The following is a 20104-nucleotide window of genomic DNA, read 5'->3' on the forward strand; positions in this document are numbered from 1 at the left end:
TTTTTGATGACAGATTCCCGTGAATTCATTAAAGTTCTCACGCAATTATTATTTTTAGCAGAAAAATTACTGTGCTTGGTTGTTTTTAAATGGAATAAATGATGAGTCATTCAGACCATAACTCTTCACGTCGTCGTTTATTGAAAGGCGCAGCCGCTATGTGGCTGTTGGGGATTAGTCCGATAGGGTATGCAGCAACTTCAAAAGTTATTGCTGTGCGTATCTGGCCTGCATCCAGTTATACCAGAGTGACTCTGGAATCTAATATTCCACTTAAATACCGCCAATTTTCACTTTCAAATCCGAACCGGATTGTGATTGATTTGAAAGGACTCCAGCTGAATAGTGTATTGAGCGGTATGGGGGCGCAGGTCCAGAATCGTGACCCTTACCTGAAACTGGTCCGGGCCGGGCAATTTAATCCTACAACCGTGCGTTTGGTATTTGAAATCAAACAGCCTATTGCGCCGCATATTTTTACATTGCCGCCGATTGCCAAATTCAAGCACCGTTTGGTATTGGATTTTTACCCCAGCAAGAACGTTAATGCCGATAATGATCCCCTGCAAGCATTGCTGGAAGAGTACAACAGCGGAAGTTTAGAAAAGCATATGCCGGCGAATCCCCGTAAACCGGGCAAGGCAGGGAAAGACAGGCCAATTGTGATTATGCTTGATCCCGGTCATGGGGGGGAAGATCCGGGGGCGATAGGTAAATACAAAACCCGCGAAAAAGATGTCGTACTGCAAATTGCCCGTCGCTTGCAGGCGCTGATCAAACGTGAACCCGGCATGAAAGTTTACATGACCCGCAATGAAGATGTGTTTATTCCTCTGACAGTCAGGGTGGCGAAAGCCCGTAAGTTGCAGGCTGATCTCTTTGTTTCTATTCATGCCGATGCGTTTACAAATCGTTCCATACGTGGTTCATCGGTGTTTGCCCTTTCTACAAAAGGGGCGACCAGCAACACTGCCCGTTTTTTAGCACAAACTCAGAATGAGGCTGATTTAATTGGCGGTGTAAGCAAAAGTGGTGATAAATATTTAGATCATACCATGCTGGATTTGGTCCAGACGGCAACGATCAATGACAGCCTGAAGTTTGGTGACGAAGTACTCAAACGGTTGGGAAAAATCAATAAGCTGCATAAAGATAGTATCGATCAGGCAGGGTTTGCCGTTTTGAAAGCACCAGATATTCCTTCTATTTTGGTGGAAACTGCATTTATCAGTAACTTGGAAGAAGAGCGAAAACTGAAGACGGCAAAGTTTCAGCAGCAAGTGGCGGAATCAATTTTTGCCGGCATTAAATCTTATTTTAAGCGTGGCGGAGTGTTGGCACAGCGGTGAAATAGCCGCTCAAAATGAGCGTTTCTTAAACAATGACTATTCAGTCGATTGTTATTCAACCTATTATCTTGCTTATTGGTGATTATTTGGACTTGCTTGTAGGGCTGCTTAAATGAGAAAGGCATTAAGATAAAAAGTCGTTAAGAAGAGAAAAGAAATTAAGGGAATTGATATTGAAGGAATTAGTATTGAGGAAATTGGTTGCGGGGGCCGGATTTGAACCGACGACCTTCGGGTTATGAGCCCGACGAGCTACCAAGCTGCTCCACCCCGCGTCCGTTTATCTGTATACACTGAATATGCGTATCAGGCACAGATTTTGCGTTATTAATATCATGTAAAATTGGTTGCGGGGGCCGGATTTGAACCGACGACCTTCGGGTTATGAGCCCGACGAGCTACCTGACTGCTCCACCCCGCGTCCGTCATTTGCAAACTTTGGTGATAACCAATGCATGCAGATATTAAAACGATCACACGATTTTTCTATCAGACTGTTTCTATAATCACCGATTCAGAGATAATCGAATCAGAGAGAGTTGGTTGCGGGGGCCGGATTTGAACCGACGACCTTCGGGTTATGAGCCCGACGAGCTACCAAGCTGCTCCACCCCGCGTCTGATGTCGGCACACTATACTCTTGAACGGCAGTGTTGCAAGTTTTTTTATTGATATTTATTGAATTTGTTTGTTTCCTGATTGAGTTTTAATCGTATTGTCCTGTTTTTGTTCTCTTTGATTTCTGTAATGATGCACTATTTTTTTATAACCAGATTTCATTATGAATTGGTGTTTGATATTGTTCATCGTCAAATCGTCAGGGCTTGGAGGTAAAGTATCACTATGAAATTTTGGGGAAAATATCTTTTTTTTGGAGTTGTTATTTCATTGTTGTCGGGATGTCATCGGCCGACTGATCAGGCGCAACAATATAAAGATGGCCGGATCCCTCATCATTTCCAATTGGTCAATGCACCGAATGCCCAAGGCTCTCCGGTCAATGCAAAGGATTTCGCCACGCAGGTTAAATTTATTAAGGATGCTTCTCCCCGGCTTTATAGCAATAATAGTGAAACCTTTAATGCGATCGAAAATTGGATGTTGTCCGGCGGTGATACGCGCAATTTAAATGAATTTGGCTTACTCGCCTATCAGATGGAAGGCGAAGATAATTATGGAAATGTCAAGTTTACGGGATATTACACACCGGTTTTGCAGGCACGGTATAGCAAGCAAGGAGAATTTAAATACCCCTTGTATCGTATGCCGGCTAAATCACACTCCCGCCTGCCAAACCGAGCGGCCATATATCAAGGTGCCCTGAGTAAAAATCTTATCATCGGATACAGTAATTCCTTGATGGATAATTTTATGATGGAAGTGCAAGGAAGCGGTTATGTTGATTTCGGTGATGGGAAACCATTGACCTTTTTTGGCTATGGGGGAAAGAATGGGCACGCTTATCGGAGTATTGGCAAAGTGTTAATTGACCGCGGGGAAGTACCCAGAGAAAAAATGTCGATGAAATCAATTCGTCAATGGGGAAAACAGCGTAGCGAAGCCGAAGTCAAAGACGTGCTGGAACAGAATCCGTCATTTGTTTTTTTCCGGCCTGAGCCTTATACCTATGTCAGGGGAGCAAGTGCGGTTCCCCTTGTTGCAGAAGCTTCCGTAGCATCAGATAAGTCATTAATACCTCCCGGCACGGCGTTGCTGGTGGAAGTGCCGGTGTTGGATACTGTGGGTAAATTTACCGGACAATACCGGATGCGGCTGATGGTGTCCCTGGATGTCGGAGGGGCCATTAAAGGAAACCATTTCGATATTTATCATGGTGTAGGTGAAAAAGCCGGTGAGATGGCGGGTTTTTACAATCACTATGGCCGTGTTTGGGTATTGAAAAAAAACGCATCTGGTGTTTTGGCGGCAAATCAGTAAGATCTTCCCAGTTCAAATAATCAATTGATAACCTATCTCAATAGAGATAGGTATTAAGCAGGATGTATTTAGTGATGCAAGTTTCTCTCTCTGATGCTTATCTTCAGCGTTTTTCAGGTACGGCCCGATTATATGGTCAGAAAGCGCTTTCATTATTTGCTCGTTCACATGTTTGTGTCGTTGGCATCGGTGGTGTGGGTTCATGGGCTGCGGAAGCGTTGGCCCGTACAGGTATCGGCGCTATCACATTGATTGATATGGATGATGTTTGTGTCACCAATACGAATCGTCAACTGCATACCTTGGTGCAGAATGTGGGTTTGCCGAAAACAGAAGTGATTGCTGAGAGGATACGTTCCATTAATCCAGAATGCCGTGTGACTTGCATTGATGATTTTGTTACCCCTGATAATGTGGCAGAAATGATGTCTGTGGAATTCAGTTATGTGGTGGATGCCATTGACAGTATACGGCCCAAAGCGGCGCTGCTGGCGTATTGCCGCCGTTATAAAATTCCTGTTGTGACAACGGGTGGTGCGGGCGGGCAGCTTGATCCTACCCAAATTCAGGTGGTGGATTTGGCGAAAACGGTACAAGACCCCTTGGCGGCTAAATTGAAAGAGCGTTTGAAATCGGATTACCGTGTCGTGAAAAATGGCAAGGGCAAATTAGGCATTGATTGTGTTTTTTCAACAGAGCAGTTGGTTTACCCTCAGTCTGATGGCACTGTGTGTGCGGCAAAGAGCACCGCGGAGGGTGCAAAGCGGATGGATTGTGCATCTGGCTTTGGTGCTGCCACAATGGTTACGGCAACCTTTGGTTTTGTGGCGGTTTCCCATGCACTGAAAAAGATGGTGGCGAAAGCTGGGCGGGAAAATACCCTGTAATATAATATCTATTGAATATTCATAGAATATTCAATAGATATATGCTTAACGGATTTATTCAATATAGCTACGGGCAATTTCCTGAATGGTATTAATCAGGGATTTCACGCCATTGAGCCTTGAGCCACTGAGTTGTTGTTCAAGGCCGAGTTGCTGGAATAGCTCAGTTAAAGGTGCTTGTAAAACCTGTTCTGGCGTTTTGCCTTCCACAGCGGTCAGGATAACGGCCAATAATCCTTTGACAATTCGGCCTTCGCTATCTCCATAGAAATGCAGGCAGCCGTCAGAAAGTCGTTGGTGCCCCAACCAAACCCGATTCTCACAGCCTGATATTTCAATATCTTGCTGTTTTAGCTCATCCGGCAGATTCGGTAACTTTTTGGTTAATCCGATAAGTTGCCGATAGCGCTCTTCCCATAATTTGCATTGCTGGAAGTGTTCAATAAGTTGTTGCTCCGTGATTTCCGTTCCAAACGGATGTGGAGCAAGGATAGTTTTTAAAGGTTGTGTCATGGGTTATTTATCTTGCTGTGAGTTTATCGCCTATTCCTCTGCGTGAGGTTTCCGGATCATAGCAGGTGTGTGCTTAAACGAAAGCCGTTTGCCACTAAAATTTTCTGCTTGATTTAAAATTCCATGAATCACATAGAAATATCTATCAACTGCTCTCCTTGTTGCGTCTGAATCAACTTAACAGTGGGTTCTGCCACTAATTAAAATCATATTATGGCAATCTACATCACACTACTTTTTAATTGCCATGGTCAGGATTTAAAGTTAGCTGTTTCTTATTATTGATATGAGGTTTAAAAATATATCCTTTATAGAAATCGGTGATAAAGTAAACAAAGTTTTCATATAAAATCGAGGTGTCAACATGGCATACGGCGAAATTTTTCCTGAGTTTACAAATGCATGTAGGAAGTTTTGTGAAAATGTGGAAATGTTGAGAAAAAAAAGGCTGGAATTTAAAGGAAACGGCGATGAAGCGTATTCATTAGAGAAGATTATTGGGGATGTAACAAGTTATATTGAAGGTGATGTTCTTAAATTTAAAAAATCACTCTTTGATACTTTCAATGGCATGAGACATCTGTCAGAAAAAATGGATGAACAAGAAAATACATTAAGAAAACAAATAAATTCATCCTCTTCATCAATTCAATCTATAAGAAGATATTCTGAAGATCTATTAAAATCCATAAAGGCTATGGAGAAAGAGTTGGAAGTAGAGTACAAAAATAATATACAGGCAGATGCTCGTTCAATAAAAAATGAAATGATTGATTATGTCCAAAGAATAACACCTGTTTATGATAAAATCCATCGCGAAGCAAATGAAAGGAATAGAGGGGAAATTTTTAGCTTATCAAATTACATTATAGACAGAAATAATAGCATTGCTGGTATTTTTATGAGTCTCTTTAGGGGTAGTAAAACACCACCTACTTATATGGAAGATCTTTTAAAAACACATAGAGTGAAAAATACAGCTATAAATGATGAGAAAGGTGATGTATCAGAACTTAATATTTCTTCTAATGCTCCTACTCATGCTACTGCGGGTTTAATCGTTGGAATAATAGGCCTCATAATGACCACATTGTCTGTTGTTATTCCTTTGACCCAATCAATTTTCAGATACAATGAGCTATCAGACATCATTTCTAATTTAGAGAGTAAATTAATTGATTGGAATCCTACTTTGATGATTGCTTTTAAGTTAAAAAGATCATGTAAGGATTTATCTGATGCAAGTTATGGAATTAGCAGCGAATATATGAGAACCATTAATAAGCTAAAGGCAACTAATCAACAATTAATGATAAAAGCTCAAAAAATAGATGATCTTCTCAAAGAAAATAATTGGCCAAGAAATAAGAGTAAGTGTGAGGAATATTTAGATGAGTTTAAAAAAATAAATACAGAATCAGGCAATATGCTTTTTTTATCAACTTTAGATAAAACACTTAATATCGTTCAAAAGTTTGAGTGAAAACCACATATTTTACTTTTGGTCGAAATTTATAATGGCAAGAGTTGTATTTGGATAAAAAAATATTTTCATCTGCTTTGATTTTATCTTTGTCAATTAATTAATGGAGAGTAAGCATGAACGATAATATTGAAAATGAAAAGCCAATGAACTTATCAGCAGCTGGCACCATCTCTAATGTAATAATAACAACATTAGAAACATCTGGTGTCGCAGATAATAATGTCCGAGTAGAATTTATGGATCAACATGGGACAAAGAATGATAAATACCTTTTACAATATCCTGATAAACAGATACAAGGAATAGGCGTATATACAACGCTATTATTAGCTTTAACCAACTCTATAAAGGTAACATTGAAAACGACAGGAACCATTGACAAAAATGGTTTTGGTTACATTTCAAGTGTTATAATAAGCACTATATAATGTTTAACACTTTTTAATTTCATATGGAATCTCCTTATGTTACAAGGTTTACTATCAGTGCAGTAAACCTTTCTCCAAATGAAAAAACAATACTCTTTTCATAAAAATAAAAGATAGTTGCAGTAACCTATTTCAATACCTTCTGCAAAATAGCGTGGGTAAACTAATATCACCCATCCAGCAATGACAAGGCAAGTTTTACGGCACTGACCAGACGATCGGCATCTTGTTGATTATTATAAGGCATAAATGAAGCCCGTAAGCAGCCGCTAATCCCGAGCGCATCCATCAAGGGTTGTGCGCAATGCTGCCCTGAACGGAGGGAAATGTTTTGTTCAGCAATTAAGGTGGCTAAATCACTGTGATGTATTCCCGCAATATTGAAGGCCAGAAGACTCGAACCTGCCACGCGGTAACTGATAAAACCCGGCAATGTGCTGAGTTGTTGTTCCGCATAATCCGTGAGGGCAATCGCGTGGGATTCTGCGAGCCGGATATCTGTCTCTTTCAGCCATTCCAAAGTGGCAGCAAAGCCTATTATACCAGCAACATTGGGTGTGCCTGCTTCAAAGCGATAAGGTACAGCTTCCGGTGTGAAACCGTCGAATGAAACCTGCGTCAACATTTTTCCGCCCCCATGCCAGGGCGACATGGCATTAAGGTACTCTGTTTTGCCATACAACACGCCTACACCATTCGGGCCATACAGTTTATGGGCAGAGAAAGCATAAAAATCGATATCTGATTGCTGCACATCAATGGGTGAATGAACAATTCCCTGAGCGCCATCGACCAATACCCGGCAATGATATTGATGAGCAAGCTTCGTTACCTGAGCTAAATCGACGCTGGCACCCGTCACGTTCGACATGTGGCTGATGGCTATCAACCGGCTTTTTTCGTTCAGTAATGTTGCAAGCACGTTGAGATCGAGCTTCCGCTGTGCATCAATCGGCCACTTGACGATTTTTGCCCCGGTTTGTTGTGCCAAAATCAGCCATGGCAGCAAGTTGGAGTGGTGCTCCTGTTCACTGACAATAATTTCATCACCCACGTTGAGGCGGGAACGAAAGTAACTTTGGGCCACCAGATTAATGGATTCTGTTGCACCTTTTGTCCAGACAATATCTTCCGGCAAGGGGGCATGGATCAATTCCGAAACCAAGGTGCGGGCTTGTTCGTAACGTGCGGTCATGGCCTGTGCCGTGGCATGCTGGCTGCGGTGTACGGTTGCACTGTGATTTTGATAATAGTGTTCGGTTGCTGCCGTCATGCATGCCGGTTTCAGTGCGGTTGCCGCGCTGTCCAGAAATACCGTTGATTGGCGCAGGGCAGGAAATTGCAGGCGGAATGTTTCTGAGTCAAAGGCTTTCATAAATGGTGTTAATTTAGTTGTTGTATGATAAAGAATGATTTTTTCTTTAATCAAGATAAGACGGATTCTACAGGAAAGCGAGGAAAAAAAGCACCGCAATTGCGGTGCATTAAAAAAATCACTATGGACAGACAGGGTAAATGTACAGGAAGTGAAAAAACAGTAGCTTGCGCTACAAAGTCTGGTTTCCCAGACAACTTGCAAACACAACATCACAACCACAAAGCCAAAAGTTCCAATGTATTGCGACAAAGAGACTTTTCGTTCCGGCTTAGGAAGTGCGCACACTATAGGGATTTGCTGGTGTATCATCAATGGACAAATTATAATGATTCGGATTACAAAAACTAATACCTGATAGAAAAGAGTTACCGGTATCGTCACCACTACATAAGAAACCAATATGTCTAAACGTCTGCCTCCACTCAATGCATTACGTGTTTTTGATGCTGCTGCCCGTCATTTAAGTTTTACTAAGGCAGCAGAAGAATTATTTGTGACTCAGGCCGCAGTCAGCCACCAGATGAAAAGTCTAGAGGATTTTCTGGGGTTAAAGCTTTTCCGCCGTCGCAATCGTTCGTTATTGCTGACGGAAGATGGGCAGAGTTACTATCTGGATATCAAAGAAATTTTTACCGCTATCAATGATGCGACCCGCAAACTTCAGGCCCGCAGTGCTAAGGGTGCGTTAACGGTCAGTTTATCTCCCAGTTTTGCCATTCAATGGTTAGTGCCACGCTTGTCAGGGTTTCATCAGAGCTTTCCGGGCATTGATGTCAGAATTCAGGCCGTGGACAGGGAAGAAGACAAATTGGCTGATGATGTTGATGTCGCGATTTTTTATGGCCGGGGCAATTGGCCGGGGTTAAGGACCGATCGTCTCTATCCGGAATATTTGTTGCCTATCTGTTCGCCTTCATTGTTGACGGGGGATCGTCCGTTGAAGACGCATTCAGATCTCACCAAACATACTTTATTGCATGATTCATCACGCCGGGATTGGCAGGCTTATGTCCGCCAGCTTGATATGCAGCAGCACATCAATGTTCAGCAAGGGCCTATCTTTAGCCACAGTGCCATGGTGATTCAGGCGGCTGTGCACGGACAGGGCGTGGCCCTTGCAAATAATGTCATGGCACAAAATGAAATTGATGCCGGTCGTCTGGTTTGCCCGTTCAATGATGTTTTGGTCAGCAAGAATGCATTTTATTTGGTTTATCACGATAATCAGGCAGAATTGGGCAAGATTGCAGCTTTTAGAAAATGGATACTGGCACAAGCCGCAGCGGAGCAAGAGAGATTAGGATTTGTCACCCAGTATGCCCAGTAGCGGGCAACCAGAAACAGGAGCAGTGTGATGAGTAGCAGAATCATGCTTATTTTTGTTGGGATAAGTGGTTTTTTTTATGTGGCATTGGGCGCAATAGGAACGCACATGTTGGCGCCTATCCTGACACCACGCCAGATGGAATGGATTCATACCGGCCTGCAATATCAAGGGTTGCATACTCTGGCCATCATGGCATTGGCTGTCTTGTCCATGGGTCAGGCAGTGGCACTGTTTGGTTGGAGTGGGATTTTTTTCACGGCGGGAATTGTGCTGTTCAGTGGCAGTCTTTATTGTCTGGCCTTTTTACCGTTAAAATTTTTGGTGTATTTGACACCCATCGGTGGGTTTAGTTTTCTCATCGGTTGGTTATGTTTATTAATTGGCGCTCTGCGTCTAAGGAAATCGGCGCCTAGCCATGAATAAAGTTGCTTTATATTGCCGCCCTGGTTTTGAAAAAGAGTGTGCGGCAGAGATTACTGATAAGGCGGGGCAGAAAGAAATTTACGGTTTTGCCCGCGTAAAAGAAAACAGTGGATATGTGTTGTTTGAGTGTTATCAGCCCGATGATGCTGATCGCCTGATCCGTGAAATTCCGTTTAAGGAGTTGATTTTTGCCCGTCAGATGTTGGTTGTGGGGGAGCTATTAAAAGACTTACCGCCGGAAGATCGCATTACACCAATTATGGGAATGCTGATGGGGGTCATTGAACGCGCAGGTGAATTGCGCGTGGAAGTGCCGGATACCAATGAAAGCAAAGAATTAATGAAATTTTGCCGTAAGTTTACGGTTCCCCTGCGTAGTGCGATGCGTCAGGAAAAACTGTTGCTGGCAAAGGAAAGTTTCAACCGTCCTGTGATCCATGTCTTTTTCATCGCACCGGGGTGTTGCTATGTAGGGTATTCTTATAGCAATAATAACTCTAGTTTTTATATGGGTATTTCCCGTCTGAAATTTCCTTCAGATGCACCAAGTCGCTCAACACTTAAATTGGAAGAAGCTTTTCACGTCTTTATCCCGTATGACGAATGGGAAGAGCGTTTGGACAGCGGGCTTCATGCAGTGGATCTCGGTGCCTGTCCGGGAGGATGGACATACCAGCTGGTGAAACGCGGTATGCTGGTTCATGCGATAGATAATGGCCCGATGGCTGATAGCCTGATGGATACCGGGCAGGTCAAGCATCATCGTGTGGATGGTTTTAAATTCGAACCGTCAGTAAAAAATGTTTACTGGTTGGTGTGTGACATGGTTGAGAAGCCCGCTAAGGTTGCACAATTGATGACGGATTGGTTAGTGAAAAGTTGGTGTCGTGAGGCAATCTTCAATCTCAAGCTACCGATGAAAAAGCGTTACGAAGAAGTCTCCCATATTTTGCAAAAGATAGAACAGCAATTGAAAGAAAATGGGGTCAATGCCCAGATTCAGGCGAAACATTTGTACCATGATCGCGAAGAAGTGACCGTGCATGTCCGCCGCATTTGGTCTGTTTATGCACCTAACCGAGATTATTGATGGCTATCGAAATTTAACGGAACTCAATTGCTCAAAATGTGATCGAAACGAGGGAGGGGCAGGGAAGTAATATAATTTTTCCATAAAGGCAATCGCCAGTATATAAAAGCAGTATTATTTATTAATAGATAATACTGTTTTTTTGTTTTCAAAAAAAATCATAAAAGAATTAATCAATAAAAACCTAAATCTAAATTATTTAATATGTATTCTAAAAAGATATATTAATTATTTTTACACAGACAAAAACAAGCGTTATTTTGTTCAGGAGTTTTATTTCTGATATCAATTAAGAAATAATTAAAAAACTCTTGTTCCCGTTGTTTTTATATTTCGGGGCCTCAGATATTGCTTTAGTTTTCAGGAGATTTGTATGACCTCAAAGAAAAAATATACCTATGTGGGGTTGTCTGATTCTAATTCTGTTCAGGATGTAAAAGCACTTCTCACAGCCTACGTTCCGAATTACGATCCCACTGTTAAAGTCTCTCATGTTCCATTGGGGAATGATGCCCCTGATGAATTGGTGAGGGAGAATTATAAATGGTCCAAAAAATATATTAATTCCTCTGGTAAATTGGAATTGTCATATCATTTTATGGAGTCGAAACCAGCCATAATGCCAATGTTTAAAATCGCTGGTTTCAGCGCTTTTAATGAAGAGCAAAAGGAAGCTGCGGAACTTTCTTTACAATCTTGGTCAGATGTTGCCAATATTAAATTTACTGAAGTCAGTAAAGCGTCAAAGGCAAATATTACATTTGGTTTCTTTGACTATAGTGCAAGTAAAGATTATGCATTCTCAACGTTACCTCAGGGGCAAAAAACATCTTATACATGGTATAACGCCCAGAGCCATACATTCATCGATAATGACATTGATGTGAATGGTTATGCCCGTCAGACATTCACTCATGAGATTGGTCACTCATTAGGTTTAGAACATCCTGCTGATTATGACGCTTCTGATGAAGTGCGCCCGAGTTATTATAATTCAGCGGAATATTTTGAGGATTCTCGCGCTTACACTGTGATGAGTTATTTCAGTGAACAATCCACAGGGCAAGATTTTAAAAGCGAATACTCTTCAGCTCCGTTGCTGAATGATATTTCTGCTATTCAAAGTCTGTATGGTGCGAATAATGAAACGCGTACAGGGGATACCGTATACGGTTTCAACTCCAATACGGATCGCGATTTCATGACGGCAACGGATTCCAAGAGCAAATTGGTGTTCAGTGTTTGGGATGCAGGCGGTGAAGATACATTTGATTTCTCCGGCTTTACCCAAAATCAGCGCATTAACTTGAATGAAGGTGCTTTCTCTGATGTCGGCGGCCTGAAAGGAAACGTTTCTATCGCACGTGGTGTCATGATTGAAAATGCCATTGGCGGCAGCGGTGATGATATTCTGGTTGGTAACAGCGCAGACAACACCCTGAAAGGCGGTGCCGGTGATGACATCATCTATGGCGGTTTGGGTGGTGATCATCTCTGGGGTGGTTCAGGCAATGACACTTTTGTGTATCTCAACGGTAAAGAATCACTGAAAGACAATCCTGATTGGATCCATGATTTTACAACGGGCGCGGATAAAATTGACCTGTCATTGTTCAATTTTGGTACAACCGGCGGGATTAAGTTTGTGGATTCGTTCTCCGGCAAAGCGGGCGAAGTATTGCTCTCTTATGACAAAGTGAATGGCGTGACGGATCTCGAGATAAGTCTCGGTGGTAATTTGGCTGGCGATGACTTTTTGGTGAAAGTTGTTGGTCAACCACTGGCAGAGTCTGACTTTATCGTCTGATGATGTTGCTGCGATAATGAAATCTTGCCACATTTATTTATAAATGTGGCAAGGCCGTAGAAAGGAGGTAGTCATGTTATCTGGTGACTTTAGGCTAAAGCCTGTTTTCTCGCTTTTATCGAAACTGGGGTTATCAATATTTTTGTTTCTCTTTTTTGTAGGAGGATGTATGGCTGACAGTTTGAGACTCCCTTCCGCTAATGAGCTAAAAGGGCTATGGAAACTCTCTGATGGGCATCAGGTATGCAATGTTGAATTAACCGATACCCGTTTACAGGAGGGTTCAATTTGGGCATTGAAAGGGGATTCTTGCGTGACAGAACTGTTGGGGCAACTTGTCGCTGGTTGGCGTCCGACCCCTGATGGAATCACCGTTACTGACAGTGACGGTAACAGTTTGGCCTTTTTTAGTTATGGGGCTGAAAAATGGGTCGCTTATCTTGTGGATGGCAGGGAACTGTTTATGACATTTGATGGCGCAGAACGTGATTTAAAATAAAAATAATGAAGAGATTGCAGTGAAACTACGTTTTCCAAAAGATGAAATCACGGATGTGATTCGTGCACGCAGCAAAGTGTTTTGGACTATCGGGCTATTTACCGCATTCATTAATTTGCTGATGCTGGTTCCCTCCATTTATATGCTACAGGTATATGATAGGGTATTGCCGTCCAGCAATGAAATGACTTTGCTGATGCTGACGCTTATCACGCTTGGCATGTTTGCCATTATGGGCGGGTTGGAATACATCCGGAGTATGGTGGTTATCCGCATTGGCAGTCAGTTTGATATGAACCTGAATCAACGGGTTTATACTGCTTCCTATGAATCTAACTTAAAAAGTGGTTCAACAGATGCGGGGCAAATGCTCAATGACTTGGCGACCATTCGTCAGTTCCTCACAGGAAATGCCCTGTTTGCCTTTTTTGATGCTCCCTGGTTCCCCATTTATCTTTGCGTTATTTTCCTGTTTAGTCCGTATTTGGGGTTGTTGGCCCTGATTGGCGCGATCATGCTGATTGCGTTGGCAGTGTTGAACCAGTGGCTGTCCCAGACACCTTTAGCGGAAGCAAACCACCTTTCTTTACGTTCAGCCAATCTGGCGAGCACTAATCTGCGTAATGCCGAAGTGATTGAAGCACTCGGTATGTTACCGGTTTTGCGTCGTCGTTGGTTTGAGTTGCATGGGCGTTTTTTGAATTTTCAACGCATTGCCAGTGAACGTTCGGCATCAATCGCAGCATTGACCAAAACAGTGCGCATTGCTTTGCAATCGCTGATTTTGGGATTGGGGGGCTTGCTGGCAATTGAGGGAGAGATCACGCCGGGAATGATGATTGCGGGATCAATTCTGATGGGAAGGGCGTTATCCCCGATCGAACAACTGATACAGGCATGGAAAAGCTGGAATGCCGCCCGTTTGTCATGGCAACGGCTGGATACGCTGTTGAAAGCCCAGCCGGAACGGAAAAGCGGCATGTCGCTGCCGGTACCGAAGGGGATGTTGCTGTTGGATAAAGTCTCCGCAATGCCTCCCACTAAAACCGCGCTTGCTCAGGCATCACCGAATCAGCGTTCACAGAGTGGGCAATATGTTTTGCAGGATCTCAGCTTTGCCCTGAACAGCGGTGATGTTTTGGGGGTGATTGGTCCCAGTGCATCGGGTAAATCAACCCTGGCCCGTTTGCTGGTGGGGGTATGGCAGGCACAGGAAGGTGTCGTCAGGCTGGATGATGCTGATATCTACCAATGGAATAAAGATGAGTTAGGGGCTTCTATTGGTTATCTGCCGCAGGATATTGAGCTCTTTGGTGGCACGATTGCAGAAAATATTGCGCGCTTTAATGATGTCGAACCTGAAAAAGTTATTGAAGCTGCCAAAAAAGCAGGTGTCCATGAGTTAGTCCTCAATCTTGAACAGGGTTATGACACGCTGATTGGCGTGGGAGGCATGGGATTGTCCGGCGGGCAGAAACAGAGAATCGGACTGGCCCGGGCCTTGTATGGCAACCCGTCATTGATTGTTCTGGATGAGCCGAACTCTAATCTGGATGATCTTGGTGAAAAAGCGCTGAATAATGCGATAACCCAGTTAAGGGAACAAGGAAAAACGGTGGTGGTGATCACTCATCGGCCGTCATTGCTCTCGCAAACCAACAAAATTTTGTTATTGGTTCAGGGAAAAATGAAGATGTTTGGCCCTTCTCAGCAGGTTATGGCGGCGTTATCGCAGTCACCAGCACAAACACAAACACAATCCAAAGCGGTCGAACGTGCCTCGTAACATGATTCAGCCATATTGTAATTCTTGGGATATTGCTATTGGGGAGTAAAGATGTCCTATCAGACCAACGCAAAGGATGCCCAAAATGAGGTATCGGAATTATTGCCGCTGGATGCAAATCGTTACCTGCGAATTGGCTGGTTAATTATTGGCATTGGCATTTTGGGGTTTTTCATTTGGGCTGCATTTGCGCCGCTTGATAAAGGCGTTGCCTCCTCAGGCACTGTCGTGGTGGATGGCAATCGAAAAACAGTACAGTCTCCTGTGAATGGCATCATCCGGCAAATTGAGGTAAAGGAAGGTGAGCTTGTTAAAGCGGGGCAGATTTTGGTCCAGCTTAGTCAAGTGCAGGTTAATGCGCAAATTGACTCCCTGAAGCAACAGTTTTACACGAAATTGGCAACGGAGGCCCGATTACTGGCGGAACAGCAAGGGCAGGAGGAGATTGTTTTTCCGTCCGCATTACTGACTCAGCAATCAGAGCAGCGCATTGACGATATTCTTGCTTTACAGGAACAACTTTTTTTGTCGCGCCGTGAAATGCTGCGGAGTGATTTGGCAGGAATGCGGCAAGCTGAAGAGGGAATGAATTTCCAAATCAAAGGATTGAAAGAAGCGTTGGAGAGTAAACGTCAACAGTTGGCCTCGCTCAAGGAACAGGTTGCAAATTTGCAGCCCCTGACGGAAGAGGGTTTTTTCCCCCGTAACCGGTATCTGGAATTACTGCGCAATGAAAGTGAATTAAGTGGCAGTATGGCCGAAATGACAGGGAAAATTGGTCAGCTGGAGAAACAAAGACAGGAAACATTGCAACGGATAATCCAACAGCAGGCAGATTACCAGCGTGAAGTGCGCAGTCAGTTGGCTGATGTGCAAGTTGCTGCCAATGAACTGAAAAATAAACTGGAAACCGCTGAGTTCGATTTATCCCACACTTCTATTATTGCTCCGGTAGACGGTTCGGTGGTGGGCTTGAATGTATTTACTCAAGGGGGAGTGGTAACCCCCGGCGAGAAATTGATGGAGATTTTGCCGGTACAGAGTGAACTGGAAGTTGAGGCACGTTTGATGGTGCACCTGATTGATAAGGTTGCGGTGGGGCAGGATGTTGATTTGATGTTTACTGCGTTTAACCAGAACCGGACACCGAAAGTCACGGGTAAAGTGGCGGTTATTTCTGCCGACCGGTTAGTGGATGAAGTTACCCGAGAACCTTATTACCAGATGCGATTGAAAGTGGCCCCTGAAGAGAGGGAAAAGCTGGCGGGATTACATATCAAACCGGGAATGCCCGTTGAGGTATTCGTCAAAACCGGCTCCCGCTCCCTGTTGAGTTACTTGTTCAAGCCATTGGTGGACAGAGCTTCTACATCGCTGATTGAGGAGTAATGGAGATGTTGAGATATCGTCGTGTGTCCAGACAACGTATTTTTGGGATGCTTCCATTTCTGATGCTGCTGCTGTCAATGCTATTGGCTTGTTTGTTGCACCCGGGTTCTGCTTCCGCCCTTTCACTGACGGAAGCTTATGCCTTGGCATTGCAACACGATCCTACCTTTCAGGCGGCTATCAAGGAGCTGGAAGCCGGACAGGAAGAGAAGAACCTTGGGGTGGCGGAGTTGCTGCCCAAGCTATCACTCAGCTACCAGAATGCCCCTAAAAACTGGCAGAAGGTGGAAGCTGATTCTGTAGACAGGTTGGGAAGAACGGTCAAAAGCAGCCGAAACCGACAATACGACAGCTACAGTGGTTCGGTTATTCTGACTCAGCCGTTGTTCGATTACGAAGCTTGGGCGCTGTATCGGGTGCATCAGGCTTATGGGTTGATGAGTGACGTTCGGTTTCGGGCTGATGGCCAAGAGCTGGCGGTCAGGGTGGTGAATAATTATCTGGCTGTGGCTTATGCTCAAGATAAGCTGACACAAGTTCTCCAGCAGCGGGAGGCTTATGAGAAGCAACTGGAACGTAATCAAAAACTGTTTTCCTCTGGTGAAGGTACGCGTACTGATATAGCGGAAACCCAAACCAGTTATAGTCAGGTACTGGCTGATGAGTTAACGGCACAGGATGAATTGGATGCGGCAATCCGTGATTTGCAGCTATTGGTTGGTATATCGTTGCCGATGGATTTGCCTGTCAATCAGTTAGCTGATACGACACAGTTTAAAACGCTCAAACTCAATGCAGAGCGCTATGCTGACTGGGAACAACTGGCGTTACATCAGAATCCTCAGTTGGCGACAGCGCGCCAGAAAGTGGATGTGGCGTACCGGGATATTGAGCGCAATCGGGCGGGTTATTTTCCTAAGGTAGAATTGTATGCTTCCCATAGCGAAAATAAATCCAGTAGCGATAACAGCATCGATCAGAAATATCGGACCGATTCTGTTGGTTTGCGTGTTTCTATGAGCCTCTATAATGGTGGGGGAACTTCCGCCGCATTGCGTCAATCCGCTGCAAATTATGGTAAGACGAAATATGAGATGGATGCTCAGACGGGGGAAACCCTGAATGCCCTGAGACGCCATTATAATGCCTGTATCAATGGAGAGAAACGCATACGGGCATATGAAACAGCCGTAGCAGCAGCTGCATTGCAAGTGAAAGCCACTCAAAAAAGTGTGGAGTTGGGGCAGCGAGTGAATGTTGATGTCCTCAATGCTGAGCAACAGCTTTATCAGTCCCGCCGTGAGCTCTCTCAGGCAAAATATGATTACATGAAAGCGTGGATCGGTTTGTTGAATGAGTCCGGTCAATTAAATGGTGAGCATATTAAATTAATTGCAGGATATTTTGATTAAACCCGTTTCAAACAGGTCATTCCTGAACTTTTTGAGGTTATGCAAAAATCAGATACCCAAAAGAGGTGGTATACCGGCTATCCGCCCTATCGGGCGGAGAACCAATTCAGGTAAATATTCAGTTCAGGCGGAGGCTGGCCAGTTATGTTCTGGTTGCCAGCCTGAGTTGCTGTAAATTACCTTCCAGTGATAAATCTGTTCGTAGCGAAGCCACTTCCCGGCTGATGTACGCCATTTCTTTGTTGTGTTCTAATTTCTTGCGCCATTTATCCGGCTGGCTTTCCAAGTGCAAAAATAAATTATCCAGTGAACCCGTTTGTTGTAGCAGAGCGGATGCGGTCTTGGGACCAATACCCTGAATACCGGGGATTTTGCTGCTGCTGATGCCTGCCAACCCCCAATAATCGGGAAGTTGGTTAGGTTCGACCCCAAATTCTTGCTGAACGAAAGGCAAATCCAGCCAGCGTTTTTGAAAGTAGTCACGGATCTGGATATTGGGGGAAAGCAGTTGGCAATATCCCTTATCGGTGGAAACAATGGTCACCCGATGCCCCGAGCCAGACACTTTTGTTGCCAGTGTTGCCGCTAAATCATCGGCCTCATGTCCTGCCGCGTGCCAGCAAGTGACTCCCAGGGCATTAAATGCGTGTTTAATCTGCGGCATTTCTTGCTGCAAATCGTCAGGCATAGCCGAACGACCGGCCTTGTAATCGGGAAGCAATTGGTGGCGCCAGCTATGACCACGATCATCTTCATCAAATACCGCAACAGCATGGCTAGGGGAAGCGTGAGTGATCAATTGTTTTAGCGCATGTTCACAGGCCGGCACACAAGGGCTTCCCTGTACTGCATGAATACGCCGGATCAGGTTCAGGGCGTCTACAATTAAAAGGTGTATCATCGTTTTCATATTCCGTCCGTGGATTGATTCCCTGGCATCAGCCTCATTGAATATATCCCCATGAATTTCAAGTTGCAGCCGATAATGCTGCAACTTGAAAGAGGGCTGGTATCACTAAGTTTATCTGATTATCTCATAACATGGCTCATAGGCAGTACCGCCGGGAAGTTTCATGCGATCCTGTTCCACAAAATCTTTCAGAAGGCTATCCATACGCTGCATAATGCTGACGTCACCGTGGATTTTGAATGGACCGTATTCCTCAATGGCATGAATACCGATTTCTTTTACATTGCCGGCCACAATGCCAGAAAATGCTCTTCTCAGCGCTGAAGCAAGTTTTTCTGACGATTGATGAGGGTATAAATTCAGGTCGGCCATATTTTCATGGGATGGAATGAAAGGAGCCTGCAAATCGGAATGAATTTTTATTGACCAGTTAAAGCTGTATGCATCTCCGGTGGAACGGCGATTTTCTTTGACGAGTGGCATCGCCTTTTTCATGATACGTGCCACTTCCGATGGATCATCCACAATAATGCGGTAGTGTTGGCGGGCCTGAACCCCCAGAGTATTAACGATAAATTCGTCCAATACGTTGAAGTAATCCGCACTCTCTGCGGGCCCGGTCAAAATCAGGGGCAATACTTGATCTTTATTGTCAGGGTCCATCAAAATTGCCAATAAATACAGCAGTTCTTCCGCAGTCCCGACTCCCCCCGGAAAGATAATAATGCCGTGGGCCATACGAACAAACGCTTCCAGGCGCTTTTCGATATCCGGCATGATAATCAGTTCATTGACCAGAGGATTGGGGGGTTCAGCCGCAATGATTGAAGGCTCTGTAACACCGACGAAACGGCTTTTTTGGTAGCGTTGTTGGGCATGTCCCACCGCAGCCCCTTTCATTGGCGCTTCCATGGCACCCGGGCCGCATCCCGTACAGATGTTCAGTTCACGCAGCCCCAGCTCATTTCCGACCTTGCGCCCGTAAAGGTATTCATTCTCATTGATAGAGTGACCTCCCCAGCAAACAATCATATTGGGATCTTCTGCAAGGCGAAGTGCTTTGGCATTGCGCAAAATGGAGAAAATGGTGCTGGTAATATGCATGCCATTTTCCATGTTCAGCTTGTGGGTTTTCTGCTCATTGTCAATTTGCGCGTGCACAAACAGGATATCCCGCAGCACGGCAAACAGGTTTGCCTGAAGGGAACGAATGATTTTACCATCAACGAAAGCTTCTTCCGGCGGATTAACCAGCTCCAGTTTCACCCCGCGCTCCCTGCGCAGTACGTTGATGTGAAAATCTTTATATTTTAACAGCAATTCTTTACTGTTATCAGTTTGACTGCCGGAATTAAGCACGGCTAGTGAACAGTTACGGAAAAGTCGATATAAATCACCGCTCGCGGTATGCTTAAGCATGTCTACTTCAAGCTGAGAGAGCAAATCCATTGAACCTAATGGGCTGACGTGTGTAATCAAGAA

17 protein-coding genes and 3 tRNA genes are annotated in these 20104 nt (G+C 44.2%); 13 read left to right on the forward strand and 7 right to left on the reverse strand.

All coding sequences use genetic code 11. The features are described 5' to 3' along the window. The first annotated feature begins 101 nt into the window (after positions 1 to 101). Positions 102 to 1349 (forward strand): N-acetylmuramoyl-L-alanine amidase AmiC, encoded by a 1248-nt coding sequence (amiC, locus tag Xsze_RS07385; RefSeq protein ID WP_038236417.1) that lies wholly within the window; start codon positions 102 to 104, stop codon positions 1347 to 1349. 198 nt (positions 1350 to 1547) lie between these two features. On the opposite strand, the gene Xsze_RS07390 is transcribed toward amiC, so the two are convergent. From Xsze_RS07390 to Xsze_RS07400, 3 genes are all read right to left on the reverse strand, one after another. After that, a tRNA-Met gene (locus tag Xsze_RS07390) sits at positions 1548 to 1624 on the reverse strand. A 69-nt stretch (positions 1625 to 1693) separates the two neighbouring features. Beyond that, positions 1694 to 1770 (reverse strand) — tRNA-Met (locus Xsze_RS07395). Between the two features lie 119 nt (positions 1771 to 1889). After that, positions 1890 to 1966, reverse strand: a tRNA-Met gene (locus Xsze_RS07400). A 226-nt stretch (positions 1967 to 2192) separates the two neighbouring features. On the opposite strand from Xsze_RS07400, the gene mltA reads away from it, so the two are divergent. Beyond that, complete coding sequence (gene mltA / locus Xsze_RS07405; RefSeq protein ID WP_038236416.1) at positions 2193 to 3287, forward strand: murein transglycosylase A; 1095 nt, start codon at positions 2193 to 2195, stop codon at positions 3285 to 3287. Positions 3288 to 3361: 74 nt separating this feature from the next. Further along, entirely contained in the window at positions 3362 to 4174 is an 813-nt protein-coding gene (tcdA, locus tag Xsze_RS07410) for a tRNA cyclic N6-threonylcarbamoyladenosine(37) synthase TcdA (RefSeq protein ID WP_038236415.1), read from the forward strand. Between the two features lie 54 nt (positions 4175 to 4228). Here tcdA and csdE read toward each other — a convergent pair whose 3' ends face one another. Continuing rightward, positions 4229 to 4687 carry a cysteine desulfurase sulfur acceptor subunit CsdE gene (gene csdE / locus Xsze_RS07415; protein WP_038236413.1) on the reverse strand — a complete coding sequence of 153 codons (459 nt, stop codon included), beginning with the start codon at positions 4685 to 4687 and terminating at the stop codon, positions 4229 to 4231. A 364-nt stretch (positions 4688 to 5051) separates the two neighbouring features. Between csdE and Xsze_RS07420 the strand changes: the two genes are divergently transcribed. Beyond that, positions 5052 to 6170, forward strand: a complete 1119-nt coding sequence (locus tag Xsze_RS07420; protein WP_038236411.1) for a hypothetical protein — start codon at positions 5052 to 5054, stop codon at positions 6168 to 6170. Between the two features lie 116 nt (positions 6171 to 6286). Continuing rightward, positions 6287 to 6601 (forward strand): hypothetical protein, encoded by a 315-nt coding sequence (locus Xsze_RS07425; protein ID WP_038236408.1) that lies wholly within the window; start codon positions 6287 to 6289, stop codon positions 6599 to 6601. Between the two features lie 169 nt (positions 6602 to 6770). On the opposite strand, the gene csdA is transcribed toward Xsze_RS07425, so the two are convergent. Further along, positions 6771 to 7976 (reverse strand): cysteine desulfurase CsdA, encoded by a 1206-nt coding sequence (gene csdA, locus Xsze_RS07430; RefSeq protein ID WP_038236829.1) that lies wholly within the window; start codon positions 7974 to 7976, stop codon positions 6771 to 6773. 403 nt (positions 7977 to 8379) lie between these two features. Between csdA and Xsze_RS07440 the strand changes: the two genes are divergently transcribed. From Xsze_RS07440 to Xsze_RS07475, 8 genes are all read left to right on the forward strand, one after another. After that, positions 8380 to 9306, forward strand: coding sequence for a transcriptional regulator GcvA (locus Xsze_RS07440; RefSeq protein WP_038236407.1), 927 nt, complete (start codon positions 8380 to 8382; stop codon positions 9304 to 9306). Between the two features lie 27 nt (positions 9307 to 9333). Then, positions 9334 to 9729 carry a DUF423 domain-containing protein gene (locus Xsze_RS07445; RefSeq protein ID WP_038236404.1) on the forward strand — a complete coding sequence of 132 codons (396 nt, stop codon included), beginning with the start codon at positions 9334 to 9336 and terminating at the stop codon, positions 9727 to 9729. Beyond that, on the forward strand, positions 9722 to 10819 hold the full coding sequence (gene rlmM / locus Xsze_RS07450; RefSeq protein ID WP_038236402.1) for a 23S rRNA (cytidine(2498)-2'-O)-methyltransferase RlmM: 1098 nt from the start codon (positions 9722 to 9724) through the stop codon (positions 10817 to 10819). The genes Xsze_RS07445 and rlmM overlap by 8 nt, the downstream gene beginning before the upstream one ends. Positions 10820 to 11192: 373 nt before the next feature. After that, positions 11193 to 12626, forward strand: a complete 1434-nt coding sequence (locus Xsze_RS07455; protein WP_038236399.1) for a serralysin family metalloprotease — start codon at positions 11193 to 11195, stop codon at positions 12624 to 12626. Positions 12627 to 12795: 169 nt separating this feature from the next. Next, positions 12796 to 13125, forward strand: a complete 330-nt coding sequence (locus tag Xsze_RS07460; RefSeq protein ID WP_038236397.1) for a protease inhibitor Inh/omp19 family protein — start codon at positions 12796 to 12798, stop codon at positions 13123 to 13125. A 19-nt stretch (positions 13126 to 13144) separates the two neighbouring features. Beyond that, on the forward strand, positions 13145 to 14911 hold the full coding sequence (locus Xsze_RS07465) for a type I secretion system permease/ATPase (protein WP_038236395.1): 1767 nt from the start codon (positions 13145 to 13147) through the stop codon (positions 14909 to 14911). A 51-nt stretch (positions 14912 to 14962) separates the two neighbouring features. Further along, positions 14963 to 16300 (forward strand): HlyD family type I secretion periplasmic adaptor subunit, encoded by a 1338-nt coding sequence (locus Xsze_RS07470; protein WP_038236391.1) that lies wholly within the window; start codon positions 14963 to 14965, stop codon positions 16298 to 16300. A gap of 47 nt (positions 16301 to 16347) precedes the next feature. After that, complete coding sequence (locus Xsze_RS07475; protein ID WP_038236826.1) at positions 16348 to 17712, forward strand: TolC family outer membrane protein; 1365 nt, start codon at positions 16348 to 16350, stop codon at positions 17710 to 17712. 142 nt (positions 17713 to 17854) lie between these two features. Here Xsze_RS07475 and xni read toward each other — a convergent pair whose 3' ends face one another. Together xni and ppnN are read right to left on the reverse strand one after the other, a co-directional pair. Then, positions 17855 to 18613: a flap endonuclease Xni gene (gene xni, locus Xsze_RS07480; protein WP_038236824.1), complete on the reverse strand. Its 759-nt coding sequence runs from the start codon at positions 18611 to 18613 to the stop codon at positions 17855 to 17857. 120 nt (positions 18614 to 18733) lie between these two features. Continuing rightward, positions 18734 to 20101, reverse strand: coding sequence for a nucleotide 5'-monophosphate nucleosidase PpnN (gene ppnN / locus Xsze_RS07485; RefSeq protein ID WP_038236388.1), 1368 nt, complete (start codon positions 20099 to 20101; stop codon positions 18734 to 18736). Between the last annotated feature and the right edge of the window lie 3 nt (positions 20102 to 20104).

The organism is Xenorhabdus szentirmaii DSM 16338 (assembly GCF_002632585.1).
Taxonomy (GTDB): domain Bacteria; phylum Pseudomonadota; class Gammaproteobacteria; order Enterobacterales; family Enterobacteriaceae; genus Xenorhabdus; species Xenorhabdus szentirmaii.

What these genes read in the sequence shown, in the direction of transcription:
- amiC (WP_038236417.1), top strand. Translation starts at nt 102, where the DNA reads ATGAGTCATTCAGACCATAACTCTTCACGTCGTCGTTTATTGAAAGGC.
- mltA (WP_038236416.1), top strand. Translation starts at nt 2,193, where the DNA reads ATGAAATTTTGGGGAAAATATCTTTTTTTTGGAGTTGTTATTTCATTG.
- tcdA (WP_038236415.1), top strand. Translation starts at nt 3,362, where the DNA reads ATGCAAGTTTCTCTCTCTGATGCTTATCTTCAGCGTTTTTCAGGTACG.
- csdE (WP_038236413.1), bottom strand. Translation starts at nt 4,687, where the DNA reads ATGACACAACCTTTAAAAACTATCCTTGCTCCACATCCGTTTGGAACG.
- Xsze_RS07420 (WP_038236411.1), top strand. Translation starts at nt 5,052, where the DNA reads ATGGCATACGGCGAAATTTTTCCTGAGTTTACAAATGCATGTAGGAAG.
- Xsze_RS07425 (WP_038236408.1), top strand. Translation starts at nt 6,287, where the DNA reads ATGAACGATAATATTGAAAATGAAAAGCCAATGAACTTATCAGCAGCT.
- csdA (WP_038236829.1), bottom strand. Translation starts at nt 7,976, where the DNA reads ATGAAAGCCTTTGACTCAGAAACATTCCGCCTGCAATTTCCTGCCCTG.
- Xsze_RS07440 (WP_038236407.1), top strand. Translation starts at nt 8,380, where the DNA reads ATGTCTAAACGTCTGCCTCCACTCAATGCATTACGTGTTTTTGATGCT.
- Xsze_RS07445 (WP_038236404.1), top strand. Translation starts at nt 9,334, where the DNA reads ATGAGTAGCAGAATCATGCTTATTTTTGTTGGGATAAGTGGTTTTTTT.
- rlmM (WP_038236402.1), top strand. Translation starts at nt 9,722, where the DNA reads ATGAATAAAGTTGCTTTATATTGCCGCCCTGGTTTTGAAAAAGAGTGT.
- Xsze_RS07455 (WP_038236399.1), top strand. Translation starts at nt 11,193, where the DNA reads ATGACCTCAAAGAAAAAATATACCTATGTGGGGTTGTCTGATTCTAAT.
- Xsze_RS07460 (WP_038236397.1), top strand. Translation starts at nt 12,796, where the DNA reads ATGGCTGACAGTTTGAGACTCCCTTCCGCTAATGAGCTAAAAGGGCTA.
- Xsze_RS07470 (WP_038236391.1), top strand. Translation starts at nt 14,963, where the DNA reads ATGTCCTATCAGACCAACGCAAAGGATGCCCAAAATGAGGTATCGGAA.
- Xsze_RS07475 (WP_038236826.1), top strand. Translation starts at nt 16,348, where the DNA reads ATGCTTCCATTTCTGATGCTGCTGCTGTCAATGCTATTGGCTTGTTTG.
- xni (WP_038236824.1), bottom strand. Translation starts at nt 18,613, where the DNA reads ATGATACACCTTTTAATTGTAGACGCCCTGAACCTGATCCGGCGTATT.